The 26,421-nt window shown below is 72.6% G+C and carries 24 protein-coding genes and 1 pseudogene; 16 read left to right on the plus strand and 9 right to left on the minus strand.

Features of this window, described 5'->3' with window-relative positions:
* Window positions 1-38: 38 nt before the first annotated feature.
* From AC5WRT_RS11660 to AC5WRT_RS11670, 3 genes are all read left to right on the plus strand, one after another.
* Window positions 39-668, plus strand: a complete 630-nt coding sequence (locus tag AC5WRT_RS11660) for an alpha-ketoglutarate-dependent dioxygenase AlkB (RefSeq protein ID WP_496100197.1) — start codon at window positions 39-41, stop codon at window positions 666-668.
* 89 nt (window positions 669-757) lie between these two features.
* Window positions 758-1,504 carry an MBL fold metallo-hydrolase gene (locus AC5WRT_RS11665; RefSeq protein ID WP_496093252.1) on the plus strand — a complete coding sequence of 249 codons (747 nt, stop codon included), beginning with the start codon at window positions 758-760 and terminating at the stop codon, window positions 1,502-1,504.
* Between the two features lie 31 nt (window positions 1,505-1,535).
* Window positions 1,536-2,771 carry a DUF4032 domain-containing protein gene (locus AC5WRT_RS11670; RefSeq protein WP_496100198.1) on the plus strand — a complete coding sequence of 412 codons (1,236 nt, stop codon included), beginning with the start codon at window positions 1,536-1,538 and terminating at the stop codon, window positions 2,769-2,771.
* A gap of 1 nt (window position 2,772) precedes the next feature.
* On the opposite strand, the gene AC5WRT_RS11675 is transcribed toward AC5WRT_RS11670, so the two are convergent.
* Window positions 2,773-3,639 carry a universal stress protein gene (locus tag AC5WRT_RS11675; RefSeq protein ID WP_496093250.1) on the minus strand — a complete coding sequence of 289 codons (867 nt, stop codon included), beginning with the start codon at window positions 3,637-3,639 and terminating at the stop codon, window positions 2,773-2,775.
* Between the two features lie 249 nt (window positions 3,640-3,888).
* Between AC5WRT_RS11675 and AC5WRT_RS11680 the strand changes: the two genes are divergently transcribed.
* The 3 genes from AC5WRT_RS11680 to AC5WRT_RS11690 are packed head-to-tail and all read left to right on the plus strand — an operon-like array spanning window position 3,889 to window position 7,389.
* Entirely contained in the window at window positions 3,889-5,565 is a 1,677-nt protein-coding gene (locus AC5WRT_RS11680) for an NAD(P)/FAD-dependent oxidoreductase (RefSeq protein WP_496093249.1), read from the plus strand.
* 16 nt (window positions 5,566-5,581) lie between these two features.
* Window positions 5,582-7,039, plus strand: a complete 1,458-nt coding sequence (locus tag AC5WRT_RS11685) for an ATP-binding protein (RefSeq protein ID WP_496093248.1) — start codon at window positions 5,582-5,584, stop codon at window positions 7,037-7,039.
* Window positions 7,036-7,389, plus strand: coding sequence for a UBP-type zinc finger domain-containing protein (locus AC5WRT_RS11690; protein WP_496093247.1), 354 nt, complete (start codon window positions 7,036-7,038; stop codon window positions 7,387-7,389). The genes AC5WRT_RS11685 and AC5WRT_RS11690 overlap by 4 nt, the downstream gene beginning before the upstream one ends.
* A 154-nt stretch (window positions 7,390-7,543) precedes the next feature.
* On the opposite strand, the gene AC5WRT_RS11695 is transcribed toward AC5WRT_RS11690, so the two are convergent.
* Both AC5WRT_RS11695 and AC5WRT_RS11700 read right to left on the minus strand, forming a co-directional pair.
* Complete coding sequence (locus tag AC5WRT_RS11695; protein ID WP_496100232.1) at window positions 7,544-8,842, minus strand: GDSL-type esterase/lipase family protein; 1,299 nt, start codon at window positions 8,840-8,842, stop codon at window positions 7,544-7,546.
* A gap of 327 nt (window positions 8,843-9,169) precedes the next feature.
* The gene (locus tag AC5WRT_RS11700; RefSeq protein WP_496093246.1) at window positions 9,170-10,963 is read right to left on the minus strand and encodes a M4 family metallopeptidase; all 1,794 of its coding nucleotides are present in this window, start codon (window positions 10,961-10,963) and stop codon (window positions 9,170-9,172) included.
* 340 nt (window positions 10,964-11,303) lie between these two features.
* Between AC5WRT_RS11700 and AC5WRT_RS11705 the strand changes: the two genes are divergently transcribed.
* From AC5WRT_RS11705 to AC5WRT_RS11740, 8 genes are all read left to right on the plus strand, one after another.
* The gene (locus AC5WRT_RS11705) at window positions 11,304-12,458 is read left to right on the plus strand and encodes a serine hydrolase domain-containing protein (RefSeq protein ID WP_496100199.1); all 1,155 of its coding nucleotides are present in this window, start codon (window positions 11,304-11,306) and stop codon (window positions 12,456-12,458) included.
* 250 nt (window positions 12,459-12,708) lie between these two features.
* Entirely contained in the window at window positions 12,709-13,386 is a 678-nt protein-coding gene (locus tag AC5WRT_RS11710; protein ID WP_496093244.1) for an AIM24 family protein, read from the plus strand.
* A gap of 168 nt (window positions 13,387-13,554) precedes the next feature.
* Window positions 13,555-14,595 (plus strand): tetratricopeptide repeat protein, encoded by a 1,041-nt coding sequence (locus AC5WRT_RS11715; RefSeq protein ID WP_496093243.1) that lies wholly within the window; start codon window positions 13,555-13,557, stop codon window positions 14,593-14,595.
* Complete coding sequence (locus AC5WRT_RS11720) at window positions 14,592-15,611, plus strand: polyprenyl synthetase family protein (protein WP_496093242.1); 1,020 nt, start codon at window positions 14,592-14,594, stop codon at window positions 15,609-15,611. Before AC5WRT_RS11715 ends, AC5WRT_RS11720 begins: the two co-directional genes overlap by 4 nt.
* 95 nt (window positions 15,612-15,706) lie before the next feature.
* Window positions 15,707-16,669 (plus strand): threonine/serine dehydratase family protein, encoded by a 963-nt coding sequence (locus AC5WRT_RS11725; RefSeq protein ID WP_496093241.1) that lies wholly within the window; start codon window positions 15,707-15,709, stop codon window positions 16,667-16,669.
* A 197-nt stretch (window positions 16,670-16,866) separates the two neighbouring features.
* Window positions 16,867-18,423 (plus strand): serine/threonine-protein kinase, encoded by a 1,557-nt coding sequence (locus tag AC5WRT_RS11730; RefSeq protein WP_496093240.1) that lies wholly within the window; start codon window positions 16,867-16,869, stop codon window positions 18,421-18,423.
* A gap of 49 nt (window positions 18,424-18,472) precedes the next feature.
* The gene (locus AC5WRT_RS11735; protein ID WP_496093239.1) at window positions 18,473-19,444 is read left to right on the plus strand and encodes an LLM class F420-dependent oxidoreductase; all 972 of its coding nucleotides are present in this window, start codon (window positions 18,473-18,475) and stop codon (window positions 19,442-19,444) included.
* 159 nt (window positions 19,445-19,603) lie between these two features.
* Window positions 19,604-20,029 (plus strand): SsgA family sporulation/cell division regulator, encoded by a 426-nt coding sequence (locus AC5WRT_RS11740; RefSeq protein WP_496093238.1) that lies wholly within the window; start codon window positions 19,604-19,606, stop codon window positions 20,027-20,029.
* A gap of 72 nt (window positions 20,030-20,101) precedes the next feature.
* Here the strand turns inward: AC5WRT_RS11740 and AC5WRT_RS11745 are convergent, their stop codons facing one another.
* The 4 genes and pseudogenes from AC5WRT_RS11745 to AC5WRT_RS11760 all read right to left on the minus strand — a co-directional run.
* The gene (locus AC5WRT_RS11745) at window positions 20,102-20,650 is read right to left on the minus strand and encodes a DUF6328 family protein (RefSeq protein ID WP_496093237.1); all 549 of its coding nucleotides are present in this window, start codon (window positions 20,648-20,650) and stop codon (window positions 20,102-20,104) included.
* A 53-nt stretch (window positions 20,651-20,703) separates the two neighbouring features.
* Complete coding sequence (locus AC5WRT_RS11750) at window positions 20,704-21,687, minus strand: aldo/keto reductase (protein WP_496093236.1); 984 nt, start codon at window positions 21,685-21,687, stop codon at window positions 20,704-20,706.
* Between the two features lie 208 nt (window positions 21,688-21,895).
* Window positions 21,896-22,483: a TetR/AcrR family transcriptional regulator gene (locus AC5WRT_RS11755; RefSeq protein WP_496100200.1), complete on the minus strand. Its 588-nt coding sequence runs from the start codon at window positions 22,481-22,483 to the stop codon at window positions 21,896-21,898.
* 4 nt (window positions 22,484-22,487) lie between these two features.
* Window positions 22,488-22,900 (minus strand): annotated as a pseudogene (locus AC5WRT_RS11760) (MFS transporter); the annotation flags it as partial.
* Between the two features lie 592 nt (window positions 22,901-23,492).
* Here AC5WRT_RS11760 and melC1 point away from each other — a divergent pair.
* Both melC1 and melC2 read left to right on the plus strand, forming a co-directional pair.
* Window positions 23,493-23,873 carry an apotyrosinase chaperone MelC1 gene (gene melC1 / locus AC5WRT_RS11765; protein ID WP_496093234.1) on the plus strand — a complete coding sequence of 127 codons (381 nt, stop codon included), beginning with the start codon at window positions 23,493-23,495 and terminating at the stop codon, window positions 23,871-23,873.
* 36 nt (window positions 23,874-23,909) lie between these two features.
* Window positions 23,910-24,731: a tyrosinase MelC2 gene (melC2, locus tag AC5WRT_RS11770; RefSeq protein WP_496093233.1), complete on the plus strand. Its 822-nt coding sequence runs from the start codon at window positions 23,910-23,912 to the stop codon at window positions 24,729-24,731.
* Between the two features lie 10 nt (window positions 24,732-24,741).
* Here melC2 and AC5WRT_RS11775 read toward each other — a convergent pair whose 3' ends face one another.
* Window positions 24,742-25,437, minus strand: a complete 696-nt coding sequence (locus tag AC5WRT_RS11775) for a ribonuclease H family protein (RefSeq protein ID WP_496100201.1) — start codon at window positions 25,435-25,437, stop codon at window positions 24,742-24,744.
* 33 nt (window positions 25,438-25,470) lie between these two features.
* Window positions 25,471-26,265 (minus strand): VOC family protein, encoded by a 795-nt coding sequence (locus AC5WRT_RS11780; RefSeq protein ID WP_496100202.1) that lies wholly within the window; start codon window positions 26,263-26,265, stop codon window positions 25,471-25,473.
* Between the last annotated feature and the right edge of the window lie 156 nt (window positions 26,266-26,421).

Here is a 26,421-nt window from a genome sequence, read left to right on the forward strand (position 1 = left end):
AAGGGAACACATTTTCGATTCGGGAGTACGCTGGGCTCATGTCCACGCACCTTCAGGGCTCCCTGTTCGACCAGACCGACGAGCTGCGGCTCGGCCCACTGGACGGGCTGCGCCGGACCGAACTGGGCGCCGGCGCCTGGATCGACGTGCTTCCGGGGTGGCTGAGCGGCGCCGACGCGCTGTTCGAGAAGCTCGCGGCGGACGTCCCCTGGCGCGCGGAGCGCCGCAAGATGTACGACAACATGGTCGCCGTACCGCGCCTGCTGGCCTTCTACGGCTCGCGCGACCCGCTGCCCGATCCGGTGCTGGACGAGGCGCGCGACGCGTTGTCCCGGCACTACGCCGAGGAGCTGGGCGAGCCGTTCACCACGGCCGGACTGTGCTTGTACCGTGACGGCCGGGACAGCGTGGCCTGGCACGGGGACCGGCTCGGGCGGGGCGCCCGCGAGGACACGATGGTCGCGATCCTCTCGGTCGGCGCGCCCCGGGACCTGCTGCTGCGTCCGGCCGGCGGGGGCGGTGCGACGGTGCGCCGACCGCTCGGGCACGGCGACCTGATCGTGATGGGCGGCTCCTGCCAGCGGACCTGGGAGCACTGCGTACCGAAGACCACCCGGGCCGCGGGGCCTCGCATCAGCATCCAGTTCCGGCCGCAGGGCGTGCGGTGACGCGGGCCGGCGGGTGCGGGGTGCTGCGGAGTGCCGGCACATCTGGTTGGCTGTCCCCGACGATCGGCCGCACAGGGCTCGGGGAGATCATGCGGACAGAGGTACACCAGGTCGCCGACGGCACCTTTCTGGTGCACGGCAACCACGTCAACTGGGTGATCCTGAAGGACGGGGACGCCGTCACGCTGGTGGACACCGGGTATCCGGGGGACCGCCAGGGGCTTTTGGACTCGCTCGCCGAGGTGGGCAGTTCACCGGAGGCGGTGGCCGCCGTGCTGATCACCCACGCCCACAACGACCATCTGGGCTCGGCCGAGTACCTGCGCGCCGCCCACGACATCCCCGTCTATCTGCACCCCGCCGAAGTGCCGCACGCGCGACGGGACTTCCTCCAGCAGGCCACCATCGGGGACGTGGTGCGCAACGCCTGGCGGCCCGGTGTCGTCCCGTGGGCACGGCACGTGATCAAGGTCGGCGGCACCCGGCACAACCCGGTCACCGCGCCCGAGCCGTTCCCGGCCGAGGGCCCGCTCGACCTGCCCGGCCGCCCCGTGCCCGTGCACACGCCGGGCCACACCGACGGCCACTGCGTCTACCACCTGCCTCAGGCGGGCATCGTGATCTCCGGCGACGCCCTGGCCACCGGACACGCGACCTCGCGGATCAAGGGCCCCCAGATGCTCCTGGACTTCTTCCACCACGAGCGCGCCCGCGCCGTGGCCTCACTGCGGCTGATCGGCGCGCTCGACGGCGACACCCTGCTGCCCGGCCACGGGCCGGTCCACCGGGGCCCGGTGCGCGCGGCGGCCGAGCAAGCGCTGGACCGGGCCTCCTAGAACAGCCGCGCGGGGCCGTAGGGTTCCTGCCATGGCCTTGCACATCAGCGCCACGAACCCGGAGCACCCCGCGCTCCTGCTCGCCCTTCCCTGGGACGTGCCCCTGGAGGAGTGGCCCGAGGAGTACCTCGTGCCACTGCCGAGGGGCATCTCCCGGCACGTCGTGCGATACGCGCACGCCGGGGACGAGGTGATCGCCGTCAAGGAGCTGGCCGAGCGGCCCGCGCTGCGCGAGTACGAGCTGCTGCGCGACCTCGACCGGCTCGGCATCCCGGCCGTCGACCCGCTCGCCGTGGTCACGGGCCGCACCGACCGCGCGGGCGAACCACTGGAACCGGTCCTGGTCACCCGGCATCTGCGCGGCTCGATGCCGTACCGCTCGATGTTCGAGACGACCATGCGTCCGGCGACCATGCACCGGCTGATGGACGCCCTCGCCGTGCTGCTGGTCCGCCTGCACCTGGCCGGTTTCGCGTGGGGCGACTGCTCCCTGTCGAACACGCTGTTCCGGCGGGACGCGGGTGCCTACGCCGCCTATCTGGTCGACGCCGAGACCGGCGACCTGCACCCCCGGCTGAGCCCGGGACAGCGGGAGTACGACCTCGACCTGGCCCGGGTGAACATCAGCGGCGAGCTGCTGGACCTGGAGGCGTCCGGCGCGCTGCACCCCTCCGTCGACCCGGTGGAGTTCGGGCACGAGATCTGCACCCGGTACCAGGGCCTGTGGCAGGAGCTGACCCGCACCTCGGTGTACCCGGCGGGCAAGTACCACTACATCGAACGCCGGATCCGCCGCCTGAACGACCTCGGTTTCGACGTGGCCGAGATGCAGATCGAGCACTCCTCCAACGGCGACAGCGTCACCTTCGTGCCGAAGGTGGTCGACGCCGGCCACCACCAGCGCCAGCTGCTCAGGCTGACCGGTCTGGACGCCGAGGAGAACCAGGCGCGCAGGCTCCTGAACGACCTGGAGAGCTGGATGGCCACGCAGGACGACTACGCCCCGGGGGACCCCCTTGCCGCCCGTCCCGAGGTGCTGGCCCACCGCTGGGTGCGGGACGTGTTCCGGCCCACCGTGCGGGCCGTACCGCCCGAGCTGCGCGGCTCGATGGACCCGGCCGAGATCTACCACGAACTCCTCGAGCACCGCTGGTACCTGTGCGAGCGCGCCCAGCACGACATGGGCCTCGACACCGCTGTGAAGGACTACATCGAGAACGTCCTGCCCAAGGCGCGGGCCGGTCTGGAGCCGGCCGACGCCGAATAGCTCAGTCGTGCGGGACCACGGCGACCGGGCACTCGGCGTGGTGCAGCACCCCGTGCGCGACCGAGCCGACCCGCGCGCCCACGGCACTGCGGTGCGCGCGGCGCCCGACGACCATCAGCTGGGCCCGGCCGGCCACCGACAGCAGCACCTGGCCCGCGCTGCCCATCTCGACCTGCTCGGCGACGGGCACTTCGGGGAACCGCTCCCGCCACGGCCGCAGCGCCTCCGTGAGCGCCTGCCTCTCGTACGGTTCGAGGCCGCCCGCTTCGTCGAGGAGCTTGAGCGAGCCGGGGCTGTAGGCGAACACCGGCGGCAGGGTCCACGCGCGTACGGCCCGGACGGCCGCACCACGGGCCGCCGCCGTCTCGAACGCGAACCGCAGCACGGCCGCGCTGTCCTCGGGGCCGCCGTGCTGGCCGACCACGACGTCCCGGCCGGCGGCCTCCGCCGCCGGCCGGTCCCCGGCGCGCACCAGGACCACCGGCCGGGTGACCTCGGCGATCACCTGCTGGCCGACCGAGCCCAGCAGGAACCCGAGGACGGGCCCGTGCCCGCGCGAGCCCAGCACCAGCATCTCGGCCTCCTTGGCCGCACGGGCCAGCGCGTGCACGGGGTCGCCCTCGACGACGTCGACGCTCACCGCGAGCTCCGGATGCCGCTCGCAGGCGGCCCGCCCCGCCTCGGCGATGCCCTGCGACACCCATCCGTGCTGGGTGTCCCGGTCGGCGGTGGCGAGCGACTCGGCGTAGCGCCAGGCGTGCACCACGCGCAGGCCCAGCCCACGGCGTACGGCCTCCCGGCAGGCCCAGTCCAGCGCGGCCAGACTCTCCTCGGTGCCGTCCACCCCTGCCGTGATCGGGCGTGTCATGCGTGATCCCCTCGTCGTCGCCGCTGTCGTGCCGCTGATGCCCACTATCGGGCACGGGCGCGCACGGGTGGTCTCTTTCGGTCCCGAGGGCGACGAGTTCCGCGTGCCCGGGGAGCGGCGAGGGGGCCGGGCGGGCTCTCCTCCTTGTCCCGGGGCGAACCGGGGCGATCGAACATACGATGGCAGGGAACCGGTGCGGTGGTCGCCACGACACCGTTCCGTGGTACCGAAGCTCGGGGTGGGAGACGTATGGCACAGGCCGCCGACACAGCGCGGACCGTCATCCTGACCGTGGACGACGACCCGGGTGTCTCCCGTGCCGTCGCCCGCGATCTGCGGCGACGCTACGGCGAGTCGTACCGGATCGTGCGTGCCGAGTCCGGGGAGTCCGCCCTGGAGGCACTGCGGGAGCTGAAGCTGCGCGGCGACCTGGTGGCGGTGATCCTGGCCGACTACCGGATGCCGCAGATGAACGGCATCGAGTTCCTGGAGCTGGCGCTGGACGTCTATCCGGGCGCGCGGCGGGTGCTGCTCACCGCGTACGCGGACACCAACGCGGCGATCGACGCGATCAACGTCGTCGACCTGGACCACTATCTGCTCAAGCCCTGGGACCCGCCCGAGGAGAAGCTCTATCCGGTCCTGGACGACCTGCTGGACGCCTGGCGCAGCAGCGCCTACCGGCCCGTGCCCAGCACCAAGGTCGTCGGGCACCGCTGGTCCGCCCGGTCGTCGAACGTGCGCGAGTTCCTGGCCCGCAACCAGGTGCCCTACCGCTGGTACTCCGTCGAGGAGCCGGAGGGCCGGCGGCTGCTGGCGGCCGCCGGAGCGGACGGCCGGAGGCTGCCGCTGGTGATCACGCCGGACGGCGGCACCCTGGTCGAGCCCGACGCGCCCGAGCTTGCGGCACGGGTGGGCCTGGCGACGACCCCGACGGCCGACTTCTACGACCTGATCGTGATCGGCGGCGGCCCCGCCGGGCTCGGAGCCGCCGTGTACGGGGCTTCCGAGGGGCTCAGGACCGTGCTGGTGGAGCGGTCGGCCACCGGGGGGCAGGCCGGGCAGAGCTCCCGGATCGAGAACTACCTCGGCTTCCCCGACGGCATCTCCGGCGCCCAGCTCACCGACCGGGCACGCCGGCAGGCCGCCAAGTTCGGCGCGGAGATCCTGACCGCACGCGAGGTGACGGCACTGGAGGTCAGCGGCGCGGCCCGGATCGTACGGTTCGCGGACGGTACGGCGATCGCCGCGCACAGCGTGATCCTCGCGACGGGCGTGCAGTACCGGCAGCTGGAGGCCGCCGGCTGCACCGACCTCACCGGCTGCGGGGTGTTCTACGGCTCCGCGCTGACCGAGGCCGCCTCCTGCCAGGGGCAGGACGTGTACATCGTGGGCGGCGCCAACTCGGCGGGGCAGGCGGCGATGTACCTGTCCCGGGGCGCCAAGTCGGTGACACTGCTGGTACGCGGCCCCGACCTGTCGGCCTCGATGTCGCACTACCTGATCCAGCAGATCGACGAGGCACCGAACATCTCGGTGCGGCCGCACACCGTCGTGGACGCGGCGCACGGCTCGGACCATCTGGAGCAGCTGACACTGCGTCACACGGTGACCGGGGAGACCGAACGGGTCGACGCGCAGTGGATGTTCGTGTTCATCGGCGCCGCTCCGCTGACGGACTGGCTGGGCGACGCGGTGCTGCGCGACGAGCGCGGGTTCATCCTGGCCGGGCCCGATCTGACCGCCGACGGGCACCCACCGCCCGGCTGGGAGCTGGACCGGCCGCCGTACCACCTGGAGACCAGCGTCCCCGGTGTGTTCGTGGCCGGTGACGCCCGCGCCGAGTCCGCAAAGCGCGTCGCGTCCGCCGTCGGCGAGGGAGCCATGGCCGTGATGCTCGTCCACCGGTATCTGGAACAGTCATGAACGATCAGGAGCAGCCATGAGTGGGCGAATCATGCCGTGCAGCCCGAAGGAGATCAGCTCGCTGTTCCTCTTCGAGAAGCTGAGCCCGGAACAGCTCGGGCGCCTGTGCAGCGAGGGCCGGGTGGAGCTGTTCGAGCCGGGCCCGGTGTACACCGAGGGCGACCCGGCGACCTGCTTCTTCGTGATGATCGAGGGCACGGTCGTGCTCTCCCGCCGGGTCGGCGGCGACGACGTGGAGGTCGCCCGCACCTCGCAGCGCGGAGTGTACGCGGGCGCGATGCAGGCCTACCTCGGCGACCGGGTGCGGCAGGTCTACAACAACTCGATGCGGGTGACCGGGCCGACGCGGTTCTTCGTGCTGCCGGCGGACATCTTCGCCGACGTCATGACCGAGTGGTTCCCGATGGCCGTGCACCTGCTGGAGGGCCTGTTCTTCGGCTCGAAGAACACCCAGGCGGCGATCGGTCAGCGGGAGCGGCTGCTGGCGCTCGGCTCGCTGTCGGCCGGGCTCACGCACGAGCTGAACAACCCGGCGGCGGCAGCGGTCCGCGCCACCGCGACCCTGCGCGAACGGGTGGCCAAGATGCGGCGCAAGCTCGCCGTGATCGCCGAAGGGCCCTTCTCCCGTGACGCGTTGGCGAGCCTGATCGAGATCCAGGAGCGCACCGCCGAACGGGTCGCCAAGGCGCCCGTGCTCACTCCGCTGGAGGCCGCCGACCGGGAGGACCTGCTCACCGACTGGCTGGAGGACCGCGGCATCGGCCAGGCCTGGCAGCTGGCACCGACGTTCGTGCAGGCCGGGCTCGACGTCGACTGGCTGGAGCAGGTCGCGGCGGCCGTGGACCCCGAGATCCTGCCGGGAGCCGTCGGCTGGCTCAACTACACCGTCGAGACAGAGTTGTTGATGAACGAGATCGAGGACTCCACCACCCGGATCTCGCATCTCGTCGACGCAGCCAAGCAGTACTCCCAGCTGGACCGGGCCCCCTACCGGGTGGTGGACGTGCACGAACTGCTCGACAGCACGCTGCTGATGCTGTCCGGCAAGATCGGTGCCGGCATCAAGGTCGTGAAGGAGTACGACCGCACGCTCCCGCCGGTGCCCGCCTACCCGGCCGAGCTGAACCAGGTGTGGACCAACCTGATCGACAACGCGGTGTCCGCCGTCAACGGAGCGGGCGGCGCAGGCACGTTGACGGTGCGGACCGCGCTCGACCACGAGCGGCTGCTCGTCGAGTTCCGGGACACCGGGCCCGGTGTCCCGCCGGAGATCAAGGACCGGATCTTCGACCCGTTCTTCACCACCAAACCGGTCGGCGAGGGCACCGGGCTCGGCCTGGACATCTCCTGGCGGATCGTCGTCAACAAGCACCACGGCAGCCTGCGCGTCGACTCGGTGCCCGGTGACACCCGCTTCCAGGTGCTGCTGCCGCTGACCGCGGAGGTGCCGGAGGTAGTGGAGGAAACCGTATGAGCACCGTCGACGGAATCGACCCGGGCGTCCCGCCCAGCGGTCCGGGATGTGTGGAGTGCGAGGAGGCCGGCGGCTGGTGGTTCCACCTGCGCCGGTGCGCGCAGTGCGGGCACATCGGGTGTTGCGACGACTCCCCTGCCAGGCACGCGACCGCGCACTACCACGCCACGGGGCATCCGGTGATCCGGAGCTTCGAGCCGGGTGAGGAGTGGTTCTGGAACTACACGACGGACGAGCTGTACGCGGCGGGGCCCGAACTCGCGCCGCCCGTCAGTCATCCCACGGACCAGCCCGTGCCGGGCCCGGCTGGGCGGGTGCCGGTCGACTGGGCGGACACGCTGGGGGGTTGAGTGCCCACCGGGACGAGTGGTTCTCCGCGTCGGCGGCTGCGGGTGATTCGCCGCGCGGTTCCCGGCGCCCCCTGACGGCGTTGCGGTCCTTTTGTGCTGAAGGCGTACTGTCGGTCCTGCGTGTCACGACGGGGGGGCGTGTCAGAGATCGCGTTCAGTGCGCCGCTTGGCCAAGCTGGGTGCCGCGAGCCGTACGGCGGCGGTGGCGCTCGCCCATCGCCGGGGGCTGATCGCGCCGGGGCCGACCGGCCCCGGGGTGAACCGTCCGCCGGTGCGGTCGGCGGGCACAGTCGAGGCTGCCCGGTCGGACGGCGCCGGCCAGCGCCCGCATGCCCCTGTCGTCGAGGTGCAGATGGTCACCGTCGTCGAAGGCCGGCCGCAACAGGGCGGGAGCGTGCGGGCGGCGCAGGACGCGGTCGAAGTCGGTCACGGCGTCGAACTCCCCTCCGGTGCGGATGAATCGGTTCACCTGCCGGCGTACGGCGTCGGCGCCCGGGTCCCGTTCGGCCCGGCCCTCGAACGGGCCGATGGTGGCGGCGACCACGCACTTCCCCGCCGCGTGCACCCGTCCGACGATCTTCCGGTAGCCGGCGATCAGGTCCCGCGCACGGACCCCGGTGTGCGCCTTGAGGTCGTTGACCCCTTCGAAGAGGAACACGGTGCGCACCCCGGGCAGGGACAGCACGTCCCGGTCCAGCCGGTTCAGGGCGCTCTGCCCGTCGCCGTCCGCGAGCACCCGGTTGCCGGAGACGCCCTCGTCGGCGACGCCCTGGAGGGCCGCGTGGGCCCGGTGCAGGCGGCGGGCCAGGTAGTCGGGCCAGCGGCGGTTGGTGTCCGGGGTGGAGTGCCAGCCGTCGGTGAGGGAGTCGCCGAGCGCGGCCACGGCTCCGATGGTGTGGCGCGAGGGCCGTACGGACACGGCATCGAGGTACCACCAGGCGCTGGTCGTCCGGGTCCAGCCGGTGCCGCTCTCCTCGGCGGTGTGGTCGCCCCGGCCGGTGTACGACGTCTGCATCGCCAGCCAGTGGCCGGTCGCCGGTCCCGCCGCGTCCGGGGTGTGCAGGCTCACGGCCAGATCGGTGCCGGCGGACACCCGGCCGGGCGCGGGGTCGCTCCAGGCGGTGCCGCCTGCCGGGACGGTGACCGTGCGGGCGCCGCCGAAGGTCAGCCGCCGGTTGCTGCCGGGCCGCAGGGCGGGGCCTCCGGCGCGCACACCGGCGTGGACGTCGTCCACCGTCAGCGGCCGGTCGCCGAAGGCGTTGCTCAGGCGGACGCGCAGATCGTCGCCGCCGACGCTGGTGTGCACGATCAGACGGTAGTCCTGGCCGGCGGTGCCCTCGCCCAGGCGGTCGGCACTCGCCGTCCAGGTGACGACGCCTGAGGCCCGCTCGGTGGACGGGGGGAGGGCGGCCACCCGGGCGGGCGCGGACTGGCACGCGGCGACAACGAGCAGGGCGGCGGCGACGCGGCAGCCGCGCCCGAACCGGCCGGTCGGCGCGGCGTCCGGGAGCGGGCGGGACCCGCCGGGCCGCCTGCGGGTCCTCCGGGACACAGGTGCGCACCCCACGCAGGTCATGGTCGCGCCGTTGCCTCCGCCGCGCACCTCGACGGGTGTCCCGTTCCGGGCGGCGGGTCCCGCCGGGGTTGTCGGGGGCCATCCGCTCCTCCAGCCGGCGACACACGGGTACGGACGCTTGCGCAGGGTACCGGTGCGTTCCGGCGGCCCGGACATGCGGATGCCCCGCGCGAGGCGGGGCATCCGGTGGTGCGGCGGCGTGCGTCAGTGACGGCCGGCCGGCGTGTTGGCGGCGGTGACGTTGACCGCGGCCCACGCCTTGTCCACCGTCTTGTACTCGGTGCTGTTCGCGCCGTACAGGTCCTTGGCCGCCTTCAGCGTCGCGATCCGCGCGTCGTGGAAGTCGGTCGTGGAGACCATGTAGCGGGTGAGAGCACGGTAGAAGATGGCGGTGGCCCTGGTGCGGCCGATGCCCTTGACCGTGGAGTGGTCGTACGTCGGCGAGTTGTAGCTCACCCCGTTGATCGTCTTCTTGCCACTGCCCTCCGCGAGGAGGTAGTAGGCGTGCGAGGAGACACCGGAACCGGCGTGCACCTCGGTGTAGTAGGTGTCCGGCGACCAGTAGTCGATGGTGCCCTCGAGCTTGTCGAGCGACGGGTGGTCGAGACGGCGCAGGAACTTCTGCGACAGGCCCAGCTTCTCGCCGATCAGGTAGTCCCCGGGGTCCTTCGCGTTCCTGGCGTAGAACTCGACGTTGGAGCCGAAGATGTCGGCGAGCGACTCGTTCAGCGCGCCCGGCTCACCGTACTGGTTGCCGTCGGAGTCGACGTAGGTCGGCTCCAGCTTCGCGGTCGCGTCCACCACGCCGTGGGTCAGCTCGTGGCCGGTGACGTCGAGGACGACGAGCGGCTTCTTGAACATCTGGCCGTCGCCGTCGCCGTACAGCATGCAGTTGCAGGTCGGGTCCCAGAAGGCGTTGGCGACCTTCTTGCCCCAGTGCACCATCGCCTGGGCGGCCTTGCTGTTGTTGGCTATGCCCTTGCGGCCGAAGGTGCTCTTGTAGAAGTCCAGGGTCTTGGTGACGCCGTACTGGGCGTCGGCCGCGGCGCTGGCACGGTTGCTCGTCTTACCGTTGCCCCACACGTCGCTCGTGCTGGTGAACTTGGTGCCCGCGCTGAACTTCTCGGTGTACGAGCCCTTGGCGTCGCGCGTCTCGGTGCCGTACCGGCTCGGGTCCTTGAGCTGGTAGTGGCCGCGCGAGGTCTGTGTGGTGGTCAGGCCGACGGTGCCCACGAAAAGGGTCTTGCCGGTGCCCTTGGCGGCCGACGGGTAGCCCGCCCTGGCGCCGGAGACGCCTGAGCCGAGCAGTCCGGCCTCGGGGGAGGCGGAGCCGATGCCGGTGGCCGGGTCGATGGTCTCGCCGTGCCTGCGCAGGCTGTCGAGCAGCTTCGGCGACAGGAACTCGTCGCTGTCGGGCGTGTTGCTGCGCACCTTCCCGGTGACCGCGTCGACGACGACGGTGTGGGTGCCGCCCTGGTCGTCGGTCACGGTCACCTGGTAGGCGAGGGCGGAGGAGCCGCCGCGCGCGTCGACGACGAGCTGGGCGGTGCCCGCCTCGCCCTTGGCGGCCCGGGCGGCCTTCGCGGCGGCCTGACCCGCGGTCAGCCTGGCCTGCGTGGTGGCCGGGTCGACGGTGTGACCGGCGGCGCGGGTCACGCCGGTGTAGGCCAGCTTGTGGTCGAGGTGGACGACGAGGTCGCCGCCGAGGACGGGCATGCCGTCGTGCGTGCGGACGAAGCGGACGTGCCGGGCGCCTTCGGGATCGAGCATGACGTCCTGGGCGTGCAGTTCGTCGCCCTTCGATACGCCGGTCGCCGAGGAGTGGGCGAAGGCCGCGGTGCGTGCCGCCTCGACCACCGTGGTGGCGTTCGTGCCGGTGGACGCCGAGGACCGCTCCACCCCCGTCGAGGGACCCGCGAATGCCGTACCGGCAAGGCCCGTGGCAGCGGTCGTCACCGCGATGGCGACGGCGACGCTGCGTATGTGCGGTCTACGCAAGGATCAGGGTTCCTTCGTTTCTGAGGCAGCGGGGATCACCAACCGCCTTGAGACGTGGCGTGGTTGCTCGCCACGGGGGCTGGTCGGGCCCCAGGGCGTAACCCTTACGGATCAGTCATGTGCACGTAAAGGCGGAATGATCGATTTCGCAACCTTCTATGGCAATCCTTTACGAATGCACGCCACAGAGTGATCACTGGCTGACCAACTGTGTGTCGACTGTGGAGACGTTGCCGCCATCCCCTAGGTTGCAGGGCCGGAATGTGACCGACGTCGCATCAGACGGCGCATCAGCTGCCGCCGGTACGCACGGGTTCGTCTCACGGAAAGCGGGTGCCGGATGGTCTCAGCAACGGCGGGACGGAGCGCGGCCCTCGGTGCGCTCGCGCTGTCGCTCCTCGCGGTCCCGGCGCGGGCCACGCCCGGCACCACGGCGGCGGCGCCCGCACCCGACACCGCGGGCCTCGCCGCGGCGCTGCGGTCCGCGGTGGACCGGGGTGCTCCGGGGGCGCCCGCGCGGCTCGACGACCACGGCCGGACGTACGAGGCGGCCCGCGGCGTCGCCGACCGGGGCACCGGACGGGCCGTCGGCACGAGGGACCGCTTTCGCGCCGGCAGCGTCACCAAGACCTTCTCGGCCGTCGTCCTGCTGCAGCTCGTCGACGAGCACCGGCTGGCGCTGGACGCGCCGGTCAACCGCTATCTGCCCCGGCTGCTGCCGGACGACCGCATCACCGTCCGCCAGGTGCTCGGTCAGCGCAGCGGTCTGCACGACTACGCCGGCGACATGTTCGCCGACAGCGTGCCCGGGTTCGAGGCGGTGCGGAACAAGGTCTTCACCTACCGTCAGCTGGTCGCCCTCTCCCTGAAGAAGCCCCGCACCAGCGCGCCCGGCACCGCGTACTCCCACTCCGCCACCGATTTCGTGATCGCGGGCATGCTCATCGAGAAGCTCACCGGGCACTCCGTACGGACCGAGTACGAGGACCGCGTCCTCAAGCCGCTGAAGCTGCGGGACACGTTCTACGTGTCTCCCGCGAAGGCGATCCCGGGCAGGTACGCCCATGGCTACCTCACCCCGGACAGGGCGGGTGACCCGTTGGTCGACGCCACCGACCAGACCATGTCGTGGGCGCAGAGCGCGGGGGCGATCGTCTCCAGCGCGCGGGACCTGGACACGTTCTGTTCCGCGCTGCTCGGGGGCAGGCTGCTGTCCAGGGCCCGGCTGGAGGAGATGGAGCACTTCACACGGGTGACCGGCCCGGCCGCCTACGGGCTGGGGCTGCGGCGGCTCCGTCTGGCGTGCGGAATCTCGGTGTACGGGCACACGGGGGTGGTGCAGGGGTACTCCACGTACGCCTTCGCGTCGAAGGACGGGACGCGCAGTCTCACGGCGATGGCCACCACGTCCAACAACGGGAAGGTGTCGGACGCGCTGGCCGGGGCCCTGACGCCGGCGTTCTGCGGGAAGGGGGCGAAGACCGCCCGGTGGTAGCCGCCGGGGACGTTCACGGCCGGAACCCTCCGGCCGCCTGCGCGGCGGTGCCGCACCGCCGGGTGGTGGACGGCTCGAGGAACGGTCCCGGGCACCGCGCCGGCACCTCGGGCCGGCGTTCGGTCACCTGGGCGCCGGCTTCGCGGTGCGGCGACAGGGCGGCCACCTGCCGGACGCTGCTGCGCGGTCACCGGCCGGCCACTTTGCGCGGCCTTGGCGGAATGAGACCCTCCGGGACACCATTCCCCGCATGAAGGGTGATCTCTTTTCCAGTGACCACGTGGTGCAGCCGGCCGTGGAGCCGGGCATGTCCATCGAGAACGCCAAGTGCATCAAGTACGCGGTGGACGGCGAGATGTACGCCCGCCAGGGCGCGATGGTCGCCTACCGGGGCAGCCTCGCATTCGAGCGCAAGGGGCAGGGCGTCGGCGGCACGCTGAAACGTGCGGTCACCGGTGAGGGGCTGCCCCTCATGGCGGTGCGCGGCCAGGGCGAGGCCTGGTTCGCGCACGAGGCACACAACTGTTTCGTCGTCGAGGTCGAGCCCGGCGACCGGTTCACGGTGGGCGGCCGCAACGTGCTGTGCTTCGACGCCTCGCTGTCGTACGACATCACCACCGTGAAGGGCTCGGGCATCGCCGGCGGCGGCCTGTTCAACAGCGTGTTCAGCGGGCACGGCCGGCTCGGCCTGGTCTGCGACGGCAACCCGCTGGTCATCCCGGTCTCGGCGCAGGCACCGGTGTATGTCGACACGGACGCGGTGGTCGGCTGGACCGCGCATCTGCGGACCTCGCTGCACCGCTCCCAGTCCATCGGCTCGATGCTGCGCGGCGGCTCCGGGGAAGCCGTGCAACTGATGCTCCAGGGTGAGGGCTTCGTCGTGGTGCGCCCGAGCGAGCTGACCCCGCAGAAGGCCCGGCAGCACTGAACCTTCACACGTGATCCGGGTCGCACGGGCAACCCGCGTCGCCGTACCCGCGTCTTGATCGGCGACAGACCCGACACGCCCCGGCCTCTTGGGCCGGGGCGTATTCCGACACACCTATACACCCCATGTATACATAGCTTGTATACATGGGGTGTATAGAAGGCACGCATGTACGGCAAGGCTTTCGCCCCGGAGTACCAGGGCGCCCTGACCACCCTGTCCGTGAACTCCTCGCTGGTCGATGTGCTGACGGAGGGCACCGAGAAGCTGCGCGAGGCCGAGCGGTCCGGGCGCCGCGCCGAGGCGGCCCGCTGCGGGCTCGCCGTGGCCGAGGCGCACCGGCGGCTCGGCCACGTCGAGGAGGCCGACCGGGCGTGGAAGGCCAGCTACCGCGCCGCCCGCGCGGCCGGCGACACCGCCGCGATGGCGTGGGCACTGTGGAGCGGCGGCACCCTCGCCCGGCAGCGCGGTGCCTTCCCGCTGGCCTGGCGGCTGCTGGGGCTCGCGGCCGAGCTCGGCGAGCGCGGCGGGGACGTCGTGGTCCGCGGCTACTCGCTGGCCGGCCTGGCGGAGACCGGCCGGATCCAGGGCGACTACGCGGCGGTGGGACGGCTGCACGAGCAGCTGCTGGCCGAGGCGCGCAGGCGGGGCGAGGCCCGGCACACGGTGTGGGCACTGGAGGGCATCGCGCAGATGCACCGCAACACCGGCGACCACGACCGGGCGTACGCGCTGTTCGAGGAGGCGGCGCGGATAGCCGAGCGGGCCGAGGACCGGCGCGGGCACGCCTGGGCGCTGCGCGGACTCGCCGACATCCTCTCGGTGCGCGACAAGGACACCGAGCGGGCGCTGGAACTGCTGTCCCGCGCGGAGGCCGACTGCCGGGCGATGAACCTCTCCAGCGCGCTCGCCTACAACCACAAGATGCGCGGCAACGTCCTGTACCGGGCAGGGCGTTACACCGAGGCCCGGGAGATGTACGAGCTGGCGCTGGCGGAGTTCCGCGCGATGAGCGAGCCGCGCGGCGAGGCACTGGCCCGGCTGGGGCTGGCCAAGTCGCGGGCACGGCTCGGCCGGGACCGCGCCGAGACGGCTGCCGAACTCGGGGAACTGGCACGGACGGTGGAGCTGAGCGGCCTGAAGCACGCCCGGCAGATGGTGGCCCGGGCCCAGGAGGAGTTCGGCCTCGACGCGGAGGGCGCCCGGTGACCACCGTACGAACCGCGCCATCCACACCCGACGTACTGGAACGCTGCCGGCAATGGGTGCGGCCGGCGCTGCGCGAGGCGGTCGGGCGGCTGCATCCGTGGGTGGCGGAGATGGCCGCGTACTCCTTCGGCTGGTGCGAGGTGGGCGGGGCACCCGCCGCCGCGCCCGGGGGCAAGGGCGTACGGCAGGCGCTCGCGGTGCTCGGCGCCGAGGCGGCGGGGGCCGACGGGCGGATCGGCGTCCCGGCCGCGGTCGCGGTGGAGCTGGTGCACGCCTTCTCGCTGCTGCACGACGACATCATGGACGGCGACGCGACCCGGCGCCGCCGCCCCGCCGTGTGGAAGGCCTACGGCACCGGCCCGGCGGTGCTCGCCGGTGACGCCCTGTTCGCGCTGGCGGTGGAGACCCTGGCGGCCGCGCCGCGGGGTGCCGGCGCCGTACGGCTGCTGTCGGCGGCCCTCGCCGACCTCGTGCGCGGACAGGCGGACGACCTGCTGTTCGCCACCCGGCCGTGCACCGGCCCGGCGCGGGTCATGCCGCACGAGTACCGGACGATGGCGGAGGGCAAGACCGGGGCGCTGCTGGGCTGCGCCGTCGCGCTGGGCGCCCTGCTCGGCGGCGCGGACGAGGCCACGGTCGGCGCGCTGGACCGGGCCGGACGGCGGCTCGGTGTCGCCTTCCAGCTGGTCGACGACGTACTGGGCATCTGGGGCGATCCGGATCTCACCGGCAAGCCCGTGGGCGGCGATCTGCGGGAGGGCAAGAAGACGTATCCGGTGCTGGCCGCGCTCGGCTCACCGGCGGCGCGCGGGCTGCCGGAGCTGCTGGGCACGCCGGGCCGGGCGGACGAGGCCGCCGCGCTGATCGAGGCGGCGGGCGGCCGTACCGCGGCGCTGACCGAGGCCCGCGCGCACACGGCCGCCGCCCGGGCGCTGCTCACGCGGACGCCGGCGGCCGCCGGCGCGGCGGGCGACCTGCTCCGGCTGCTGGAGTTCCTGGTGGGCCGCGCGCTGTAGGCACCTTGTCGAAACCGTGTTGACCGCCGCCGTCCCCGCGGGCCAGGGTGCCCTCGGCGCGGCTCTCACCCCCCGCGCCGGAAGGGTGGAGCACGTTGATCGGCATCAAGGAGATCGAAGCCGCGGCGGAGCGGATCACCGGACAGGTCGTGCGGACGCCGACCGTGCCGAGTCCGGGCCTGACCGAGCTGCTCGGCGTCCCGGTCACGGCCAAGCTCGAACTGCTCCAGCGCACCGGCTCGTTCAAGGCGCGCGGGGCGACCGCGAAGCTGGTGTCGCTGAGCGAGGCCGAACGGGCTGCGGGCGTGGTCGCGGTCAGCGGCGGCAACCACGGGATCGCCCTCGCGGCGATGGCCGCGGCCCTCGATGTGAAGGCGACCGTCGTCATGCCCCGGAGCGCGCCCGAGCGCTCCATCGCGCTCGCCGAGCGGGCCGGCGCGCAGGTGCGGCTGACCGACGGCATGGACAGCGCGTTTCAGCTGGTGACGCGGCTCAGGGACGAGGGGCTGACCCTGGTCCACCCGTTCGACGACCCGGTCGTGATCGCCGGACAGGGCACGGTCGGGCTGGAACTGGCCGAGGACGCGGACGACGAGCTGACGGACGTCGTCGTCAGCATCGGCGGCGGCGGGCTGGTCTCCGGCATCGCGGCGGCCCTCGCCGCCAGGCGGCCCGGCGTGCGCGTGTGGGGTGTGGAAACCGCGGGTGCCGAGGCCATGTCGGCCGCGCTGGAGGCGGGCGGGCCCGTGCCGGTGCCCCTTTCGTCCCTGGTCACCACCCTCAGCGCGCCTTCGGTGTCCCAGCTGACGTACGACCATGTGTCCACGCTGGTCGAAGAGGTGCTGGTGGTCCCCGACCGGGAGGCGACACAGGGCTCGCTGGACCTCGCCGAGCACGCCAAGGTGTGGGCCGAGCCGGCCGCGGGCTGTCTGCTGCCGGCGGCCCGGCAGGTCGTGGCACGGGTCGGTGACGGCGCCCGGATCGGACTCGTGGTCTGCGGCGGCAATACGACACCGCGCGAACTGACCGGCTGGGCCGAGCGGTTCGGGCTGCTGTGAGCCGGGGCCGCAGCCGGGAATGTACCCTCGGTTACCCGCAGGTCGAACCACCACCGGGCACGACCCTCCCAAAGTCGCAAGCCCTTTCGAAGAATTGAATGAAAGGCAGGAACGGCGCCGAGTCACGCATTCTTTGAACGCACCCCCGCACGCTCCACGTACCTCTGTAAGACACAAAACAGGGGTCTCAGCGAGGGATGACCATGACCAAGGCGCACGTCTCCGCACACGAACTGGTCGCCGGACGGTACCGGCTCCTCGAGGTCTTCGCCCGCGAGACGAACCGGCTGTGGTGGTACGCCGAGGACGTGGCGGCGGAGCAGCCCCGCCTGGTGGCGCAGACCGTCCTGCCGGAGCCCGCCGACGACGACTCCGCGCGCCGGGTCACGGCCCGTGTCATCCGGACCTGCGAGACGATGCGGCTGCTCTGCCCGGGGCAGATCGCCCAGGTCGTCGACGCCGTGGTGGAGGCGGGCACCCTGTGGACGGTCATCGAGTGGATCGACGGCACTCCGCTCGGCGAACTCCTCGACAGGGAGGGTGCGTTCAACCCGGTGCGGGCGGCCCGTACCGGTCTGGAGCTGCTCGATGTGCTGCAGGCCGCACACGACGAGGGCGTCACGCACGGCGAGCTGAGCCCCGGGCAGGTCTTCGTCCGGGACAGCGGACCGGTCGTCGTCACCGGCTTCGGGCTGGCCGGCGCGACCCTGGTGCCGCGGCTCACGGCGCCGTCGTACGCCTCGCCGGAACAGGCCCGTGACGAGCGGATCGGGCCGGCCGCCGATCTGTGGGCGCTGGGTGCGCTGCTGTACACGATGGTGGAGGGTCGGCCGCCGTTCCGGGACCGTGGCCGGCCCGACGCCACCCTGAAGGCCGTGGACCGGCTGCCGCTGCGCACCCCGCTGCGCGCGGGCCCGCTGACCCAGGCCGTGCAGGGCCTCCTGCGGAAGAACTCTCGGGAGCGGCTGACCCGGCCGGTGGTCCGGGAGGCGCTGATCCGGGCCCTGGACGAGGACGCCGACGCCGACCGGCAGCCGGCTCCCGTGGCCCGGCTGCGCGGCGCGTACGCGGGGGTGCGGCTCGCCGGGCGCGAGCGGGGCAGAACGGCCCTGGCGGTCGGCACCGCGCTGGCAGTGCTCGCCGTCGCCGCCGCCGTCCTGGCCGCCACCCACCAGCTGCCTGGTCCCGGCACCGCCAAGGCCCCGTCCCGCCCCAGCGTCTCGGCCCCGCCGGCCGGCACCGGCACGACGTCTCCCACGCCTTCCTCCACGCCGAGCGCCTCGTCCGCCCTGCCGGCCGGATACCGCCCCTACACCGCCCCGGAAGGCTTCTCCGTGGCCCTGCCCGACGGCTGGAAGCTGCTGGCCACCACCCGCGTCGCCGGCGCCTACCGCGTCACCTTCGGCCGGGACGGTGCCTCCCCCACCCTCGCCGTCACCCACAGCGAGCACGTCGGCCCGGACCCCGTCGCCGTCTGGCGGGACGACGTGGAACCGGGACTGCGGCGGCTTCCCGGCTACGACCGCGTCGGCTGTGTCCGCGCCACCACGTACCAGGGCCACCCGGCCGCCGACCTGGAGTGGCTCGCGGGGACCGGGGCCGCACGGGTGCACACGTTCGGGCGTGGCTTTCTCCTCGGCGGTGGCGCCGGCTTCTCCCTGCGCTTCACCACCCCGGCCGCGGCCTGGGGCGACGCCGCCAACCGGCTGGCGCTGACGACCTTCCTGCGGACGTTTCGCACGCCGGAGGACTGACGGCGCCCACGGCCCGTTTCCGCACGGTCGGCCCGGGGACTCGCCCCCTATGGTGCAAATCGGATACACGATGATGACCGAGCAGGCAGGCCCGCGGGAACTCGTGGACCATGTCGTGCGGGCCGAGGACGCCGGATTCGACTTCTCGGTGATCTCCGACCACTACTTTCCGTGGCTGCGCCCGCAGGGCCACTCCCCCTACGCGTGGAGCGTGCTGGGCGCCGCCGCCCAGGCCACGTCGCGGATTCCGCTGATGACCTACGTGACCTGCCCGATCCTGCGCTACCACCCGGCGATCGTGGCGCAGAAGGCGGCCACCGTGCAGCTGCTTTCGGAGGGCAGGTTCCGGCTCGGGCTGGGCGCCGGTGAGAACCTGAACGAGCATGTGGTGGGCGGCGGCTGGCCTCCGGTCGACGTGCGGCACGAGATGCTCGAGGAGGCCGTGGACATCATCCGCGCGCTGTTCGAGGGTGGTCATGTCACCCACCACGGGCAGCACTACGACGTGGACTCGGCCCGGCTGTGGGACCTGCCGGAGCAGCCGCCGCCGATCGGGGTCGCCGTCTCCGGCGAACAGTCCTGCAAGCTCGCCGGGCACCTCGCCGACCTGGTCATCGCCACCGAGCCGAAACAGGGTCTGCTGGAGGCGTTCGACCGGCACGGCGGCAGCGGCAAGCCCCGGGTCGGCCAGCTGCCGGTGTGCTACGACCCCGACCGGGACACAGCGGTCAAGCGCGCCCACTCCCAGTTCCGCTGGTTCGGGCTCGGCTGGAAGGTGAACGCCGAACTCCCGCACCCCGACGCCTTCGAGGCCGCGACGCAGTTCGTGGACGAGGACGACATCGCCGCCTCGATTCCGTGCGGCGACGACCCGGACGCCTTCGTCGAGGCCGTACGGCCCTACGCCGAGGCCGGGTTCGGGGAGGTCGCGCTGGTGCAGATCGGCGGCGACGCACAGCCGGAGTTCCTGGACTGGTCCGCGAAGACGCTGCTGCCGGCGCTCCGGGAGGCCTTCCGCTGACCACGGGACCCGGCGCCCGAACGGGGGTCCAGGTCGCCGGGGAGACACCGCAGACCGGAATCCGCGCGGAACCGGCGGGAATCGGCCGCACAGGGGAACAACTCCGGCGGCACGGGGTACCAGGGGGCCCTGAGCTGTTCGTCGCCCGGAGGCCCGCCCGTGAACACGTTCGTGCACAAGACGCTGGTGGTACAGCTCCGCGCGGAAGGCACCGGCCGGTGTCCCGTGCTGGCCCACCTCGGTTACGACGCCGACGACCCGTTCGCCGTCACCGCCGCCTTCGGCCACGACGGCCGGGTGCTGGCCTGCTGGCGGCTGGACCGGGAGATGCTCGGCGCCGGGCTGGAGCGGCCCGTCGGAGTCGGCGACGTACGGCTGCGGCCGGTCGCGACGGGCGCGTGGCGGGAGCTGCGCATGGAGTTCCTCGGGGAGGTCCGGCCGGACGGCGGACGGCACCACGCGGTGGTGTTCGCCTGGGCGCCCGCGGTGGCCGCGTTCCTGCGGGAGACCCACCGGATCGTCCCGCCGGGCCGGGAACGGGTCCCGGTGGACGCGCTGTTGGCCGAGATCCTCTCGGCGGGCTGAGCGGCCGGCAGTACGGGTGGGCCGAACGGCCGCCCGCAGGAGCCGCTCATCGGTCGGACGGGAAGCCGGGACTCACGGACCGTCCGTGCGCCCGCCCCCGTCGGAGGCGGCGGGCGGGCGCCCCGCCCGGTCCGCAAAGTGGGGCGCGTACCTGCGGCGGGCCCACATGGGCAGGCCGAACCAGCACAGCAGGTACCACGCCACGACGGCCGTCACCAGCCACGGCACGTACGGGTTGCGCGTGGCCACCCGCAGGATCAGCAACTGCGCCGACGTCATCGTGCCGAACAGCAGCACCAGGCCGACCAAGGTCATCCGGGACGCCAGCCGCACCGCCTGCGGCTTGACCATGCGGCCGGAGACCAGGCGGTGCAGGGAGACGGGCCCGATGAGGGCGCCGGTCGAGCAGGCGCCCAGGACGACCGTCACGATGTAGATGACCTGGTTGGTGTGCGAGAGCGTGGCGTACTTCGGATAGAAGACGACGGTGAGCAGGAAGCCGAACAGGATCTGCACGCCCGTCTGGGCGACGCGGACCTCCTGGATGAGTTCACCCCACATCCGGTCGGCCCGCTCCTCCTCGGTCTCGTGCCGCCCTCGGCGCCGTCCGTCCTGCGTCATGCGGTGTCGTGTAACCGCGCGGCCGTTCCTTCAAACGACGGGTGCCGCCGTGACTACCAGCGGTGTTCGACCTGGTCCTTGATCCGCCGCTCGTACAGCTCGCGGATCGCGGTGACGGTCTCTCGCGGCAGCGGCGGCAGCTTGGCGGCGGCCGCGTTCGCGCGGGCCTGCTCCGGGTTGCGGGCGCCGGGGATCACCGTGGTCACGCCGTCCTGCTCGATGATCCAGCGCAGGGCGAGCTGGGCCGGGGTGTAGCCCTCGGGGGCGAGCGCGGCGAACTCGGCGGCGGCCTCGACCCCGGTGTCGTAGTCGACGCCGGAGAAGGTCTCGCCCTGGTCGAAGGCCTCGCCGTGCCGGTTGTAGGTGCGGTGGTCGTTGGCGGCGAACACCGTGTCCTTGGTGTACTTGCCGGAGAGCAGCCCGGAGGCCAGCGGCACGCGTGCGATGATGCCGACGCCGGCTTCCCGGGCGGCGGGGAGCACCTCGTACAGGGGCTTCATGCGGAACGGGTTGAGGATGATCTGCACACTCGCCACGTGCGGCCTGGCGATCGCGGTCAGCGCCTCGGCGCAGGTCTCCACGCTCACCCCGTACGCCGCGATGCGCTCCTCCTCCACCAGGGTGTCCAGGGCGTCGAACACCGCGTCGGAGGAGTAGACGGGTGTGGGCGGGCAGTGCAGCTGGACCAGGTCGATCCGGTCGACGCCGAGGTTGCGCCGCGAGCGGTCGTTCCAGGCGCGGAAGTTGTCCAGGACGTAGTTCTCGGGGATCTGCTCGACCCGGCGGCCCATCTTGGTCGCCACCAGCACATGCAGGTCGGGGCGGGAGCGCAGGAAGGTGGCGATGGTCTCCTCGCTGCGCCCGTCGCCGTAGACGTCGGCCGTGTCGAGGAAGGTGACGCCCGCCTCGGCCGCCGCCTCCAGGACGGCCTCCGCCTCCTTGTCGTCCACGTCGCCCCAGTCGGCGCCCAGCTGCCATGTGCCGAGGCCGATCACCGACGCCCACTGCCCGGACCTGCCGATTACGCGTTCGTCCATGGCGCCAGTGTGTCATCCGGCACGGGAGCACGCGGAACGGACCGCTCCGAAGTCCGTGGCCGGGTGTTGCTCATTCGCCGGGGTGAGGCAGGGCGGGCGAAGCAGCGGGGACGCGAAGCCGCCCCCTGGCGCCGCGCGTGTGATCGACCGCCCGCCGGACGGTTTCCCCGCTGGACCGCGCCCGGCCGGTGTGGGCGCCGCCCCCGATTCAGGCGCCGGGCGTCAACTGGGCATGCACGAGCGGTCCGTACCGGTCGGCGATGGTGTCGAGGTCGGTGTCGCGCAGATGCGGGCCGCGTGCGATGCCGTACATCACGCCGAGGCCGACGAGCGCGGCGACGGCGAGTTCGGCGCGCAGGCCCGGCTCGGGACCGGTGAGCCGGGCGGCGAGGCGTTCGGTCACCTGGGCGCGGAAGTTGGCGCGCAGGATGTCGCCGTGGTCGCCGTGCAGCGGGGCGAAGGCGATGCGCAGCAGCGGGTCGGCGCCGCGCTCGCGCTGGCTGGCGAGGACGTGTCGGACCATGTGCCGGCCGAGGCCGGGCAGCGGGGCGCCCAGCAGGGCGTCGGCGTCGGTGTCGGTGTCGAAGGACATCACGCGCGCGAACAGGGCGTCCCTGTTGCCGAAGTACTTCACGATCAGCGGCGGGCTGACACCGGCGCGTTCGGCGACCGCCCTGAGCGTGATGTCGGCGTGCGCCTGCCGGGCGAGGAGATGGCGGGCCGCCTTGAGGATGGCCGCCTTGGTGGCCTCGGCGTCACGACGGGCGGACACGCCCGGTGCGGGTGGGGTGCTCACCCCCTCATGCTCCCTCCATCGCCTCGTCGCGGGTGCCCCGGGTGGCCCTCCCACCGCGCCGGAGGCCGTCCGCGGGGCCGTCGCCGGGGATGGACAGGGCGGCGGCGCAGGCGGCCAGGGCAACGGCGCCCGCCGTCGCGAAGGCGAGCAGGTAGCCGTGCAGGGTGGGGACCGGGGCGCCGCCGACGACGCTGCTGTGGTGCACCAGGACGGCGGCGACGGCGGCGCTGGAGGCGGCCTGGCCGGTGGTGCGCATCAGGGCGTTGGCGCCGTTGGCGGATGCGGTCTGCCCGGCCGGCACGGCGCCCAGGATCAGAGTGGCAGCGCCGAGTAGGCGAGCGTGGTCCCGGTCGACACGACGGTCGCCCCGACAATGATCATCCACAGGTCCCGGCTGTCGGCGATGCGCACCCGGTAGGCGAGGTCGGCCGCACGGGCCAGCCAGTAGGCGCGTCGCAGGCTGTAGCCGGACGAGGTCTGATCGAAGGGGGCGGGCACGGCCATGGACGGTTCCCCTCGGTGTGGGTGGGCGAGGGGACGGGCCGGCGGTCGGCCGCGGTGGGCCGACGACCGCGCGTGCAGGGTGGTCGCCGTCCCAGGGGCGGGCCGGCGCCCGAACGGGGGGTTCCGCCGGTTGCGCACGAGCCCGCCCCCGACACGGACGACCTTCACCCACACCCTGTTGGTCACTCAGCGTTATGAATGGAATCGCAGGGTAGTAGGACGGCCGGGTCGTCCGAACGCGTCAGGTTGGCGTGGTGAGGCGGGCCACCCGGACGGACGGCGCACGGGAAGCATCACCGGAAACGGGTCCGCCGCGGCAAGGAATTCCCCGTTCCGGGATCGGTCGCCCGCCGGCCACGGCAAGATCATCTTGGTTCAACTCTGTATGACATGTGTCCACTTGTCCTGATCACGGCCAACCGGCCACGGGCGATTTCCCCCCGTCCGGAAGCCCCCGATAGGCATGCGTCGTCACCACCGGAAAACGCCCTCCAGGAGGACCCGTATGCCCGACATCACCCGGCGCCGCGCGCTCACCGCGACGGCCGCCCTGGCCGCGACGGCCGGCGTCACCGTCCTCGCGGCACCCGCCGCGACGGCCGCCGGTCACGACCACCCCACGCCGATGCCGCGGACCTTCGACGAGGTCTACAAGGGCCGCCGGATACAGGGCCGTCCGGCGAGCGGCGTGGGCCACCACCACGAACACGGCGGCGGGTACGAGGTGTTGGTCGACGGCGTCCGGCTGCATGTGATGCGCAACGCCGACGGCACCTGGATCAGCGTCGTCAGCCACTACGCCCCGGTGCCCACCCCGCGCGCCGTCGCCCGGGCCGCGGTGGACGAGCTGCAGGGCGCACCGCTGCTGCCCCTCCCCGCCAACTGACCGCCGCCGCAAGGACTTTCCGGAGCATCGCGCACCATGACCGTACGCAAGAACCAGGCCGCCCTGACCGCCGACGAGAAGCGCCGTTTCGTCGCCGCCGTCCTCGAGCTCAAGCGCAGCGGACGCTACGACGACTTCGTCCGCACGCACAACGCCTTCATCATGTCGGACACCGACACCGGCGAACGGACCGGCCACCGCTCACCGTCCTTCCTGCCCTGGCACCGCAGATTCCTGCTCGACTTCGAGCGGGCGCTGCAGTCGGTGGACCCCTCGGTCGCGCTGCCGTACTGGGACTGGAGCACCGAGCGCACGGTGCGCGCCGCGCTGTGGGCGCCGGACTTCCTCGGCGGCACCGGGCGCGCCGCGGACGGCAGGGTGACGGACGGCCCGTTCGCCGCCTCGACCGGCAACTGGCCGATCACCGTACGCGTCGACGGCCGCACCTTTCTGCGCCGCTCGCTCGGCACGGCCGTGCGTGACCTGCCGACGCCCGCCGAGGTGGAGTCGGTGCTGTCCATACCGGTGTACGACATGACGCCGTACAACAGCGCCTCGGACGGCTTCCGCAACCACCTGGAGGGGTGGCGCGGGGTCAATCTGCACAACCGGGTCCACGTCTGGATCGGCGGGCAGATGGCCACCGGGGTCTCCCCCAACGACCCGGTCTTCTGGCTGCACCACGCCTTCGTCGACAAGCTGTGGGCCGAGTGGCAGCGGCGGCACCCGGACGCGAGCTATGTGCCCACGGGCGGCACGCCCGACGTCGTCGACCTCGGCGAGACGATGAAGCCGTGGAACGACGTCCGGCCGGCGGATCTGCTGGACCACACCAGGTTCTACACCTTCGACGGGTGAGAGCGGCGGATCACGCCCCGGCGGAACGGCACTCCAGGTGACCCCAGCCCTGTGCGTTCTTGGCGATGGACTCGCCCGCCGCGTAGGAGCGGCCGCACAGGCAGCGGCCGGGGAACTTCGCCTTGACGGTGCGGGCGGAGGCCGCGCTGCCGGTGCGGCGGGGCGCCTTCCTGCGCGTGGGCGCCGCCTTCGGGGTGTCGGGCGAGGGCGGCGGCTCCGGGGAACCGAGCGCGCTGCCCGCCGCTTCCTGGACGGATGCGGCATGGCTGGCGGCACGGTCGGCGAAGTCGTTCAGCGGGTCGCCGTCGACCTGGTGGGCCGGCACATAGCGGAAGTCGACCGTCCGGCCGTCGAGGAGCGCGTCGATGCGGACGACGAGGTCCTGGTTGGCGACGGGCTTGCCGGCCGCGGTCTTCCAGCCGTTGCGCTTCCAGCCGGGCAGCCAGGTCGTGACGGCCTTCATCGCGTACTGGGAGTCCATACGGATCTCCAGCGGCACGTCCGGCTCGACGGCCGTGAGCAGCCGCTCGAGGGCGGTGAGTTCCGCGACGTTGTTGGTGGCCCGGCCGAGCGGACCGGCCTCCCAGCGGGCGGGGGTCCGCTCGTCGCCGTCCGAGACCACCCATGCCCATCCGGCCGGTCCGGGGTTTCCCTTCGAAGCCCCGTCGCACGCGGCCACCACACGTTCACGCATACGCCCGATCATGCCATGGCCGCGGCGGACGCCGTCCCGTACCGGTCAGACCTCCTCGACCGCGGGCATCTCGCCCTCGGTGGTCGCGATGTCGATCACGGAGAAGTTCGCCCCCTGCGGGTCGCTGAGCGCCGCGAACCGGCCGAAGGGGCTGCTCATCGGCCCGAAGCGGAGGATGCCGCCGAGCTTGGTGGCCCGGGAGACGGCCTCGTCGCAGTCGTCGACGGTGAAGTAGACGTTGATGTAGGAGGGCACCTCGGGCGGGAAGTCGTCGGTCATCCGCATCCGGCCGAGCACGGTCTCCTCGCCGACGTCGAACATCCGGAAGTCCACCGCGTCGTCCACGATGTCCTTCATCCGGTACGGGAAGACGGCGGAGAAGAAGGCGTCGGCCTTCTCGGGCTCGCGGGTGAAGATCTCGGCCCAGCAGTAGGCCCCTGGGGTCGCGGTCGCTTCGAAGCCCTCGTGTACGCCTGCCTGCCACACACCGAAGACGGCCCCGCTGGGCTCACGGGCCAGGCACATCGTGCCGAGATCCCCGATCTGCATCGGCTCCATCAGCACCTCGCCGCCGTTCTCCCGGATCCTCTCCGCGGTGGCCGCGGCGTCCGGGGAGGCGAAGTACAGGCACCACTGCGACGGGCCCTCCTGCCCGGGCATGGGCGGGACGACGGCGGCCACCGCCTTGCCCTGTGCGTAGGCCTGCGTGTAGTGGCCGTACTCCGCCGACGACTCGCCGAAGGTCCAGCCGAGGACGTCGCCGTAGAACCGCTCGGCTCCCTCGACGTCGCTGAACATCGCATCGGTCCAACAGGGCGTTCCCTCGGGTTGCACGGCCATGCTGCGGCCCTCCTGGTGTGTCTCCCGTACGGCTGGTTCCCCGCCCTCTGAGGCTTGCCTCCCGCACCTCACGCTAGCCATCCCGCCGTCGGCCCGCGCGCCGAGGCGGGCGCCCGCCGGACACTGGGAGGGGAGGCGACGCTGCGATGAGGACGG

It is taken from the genome of Streptomyces sp. NTD91, assembly GCF_059510455.1.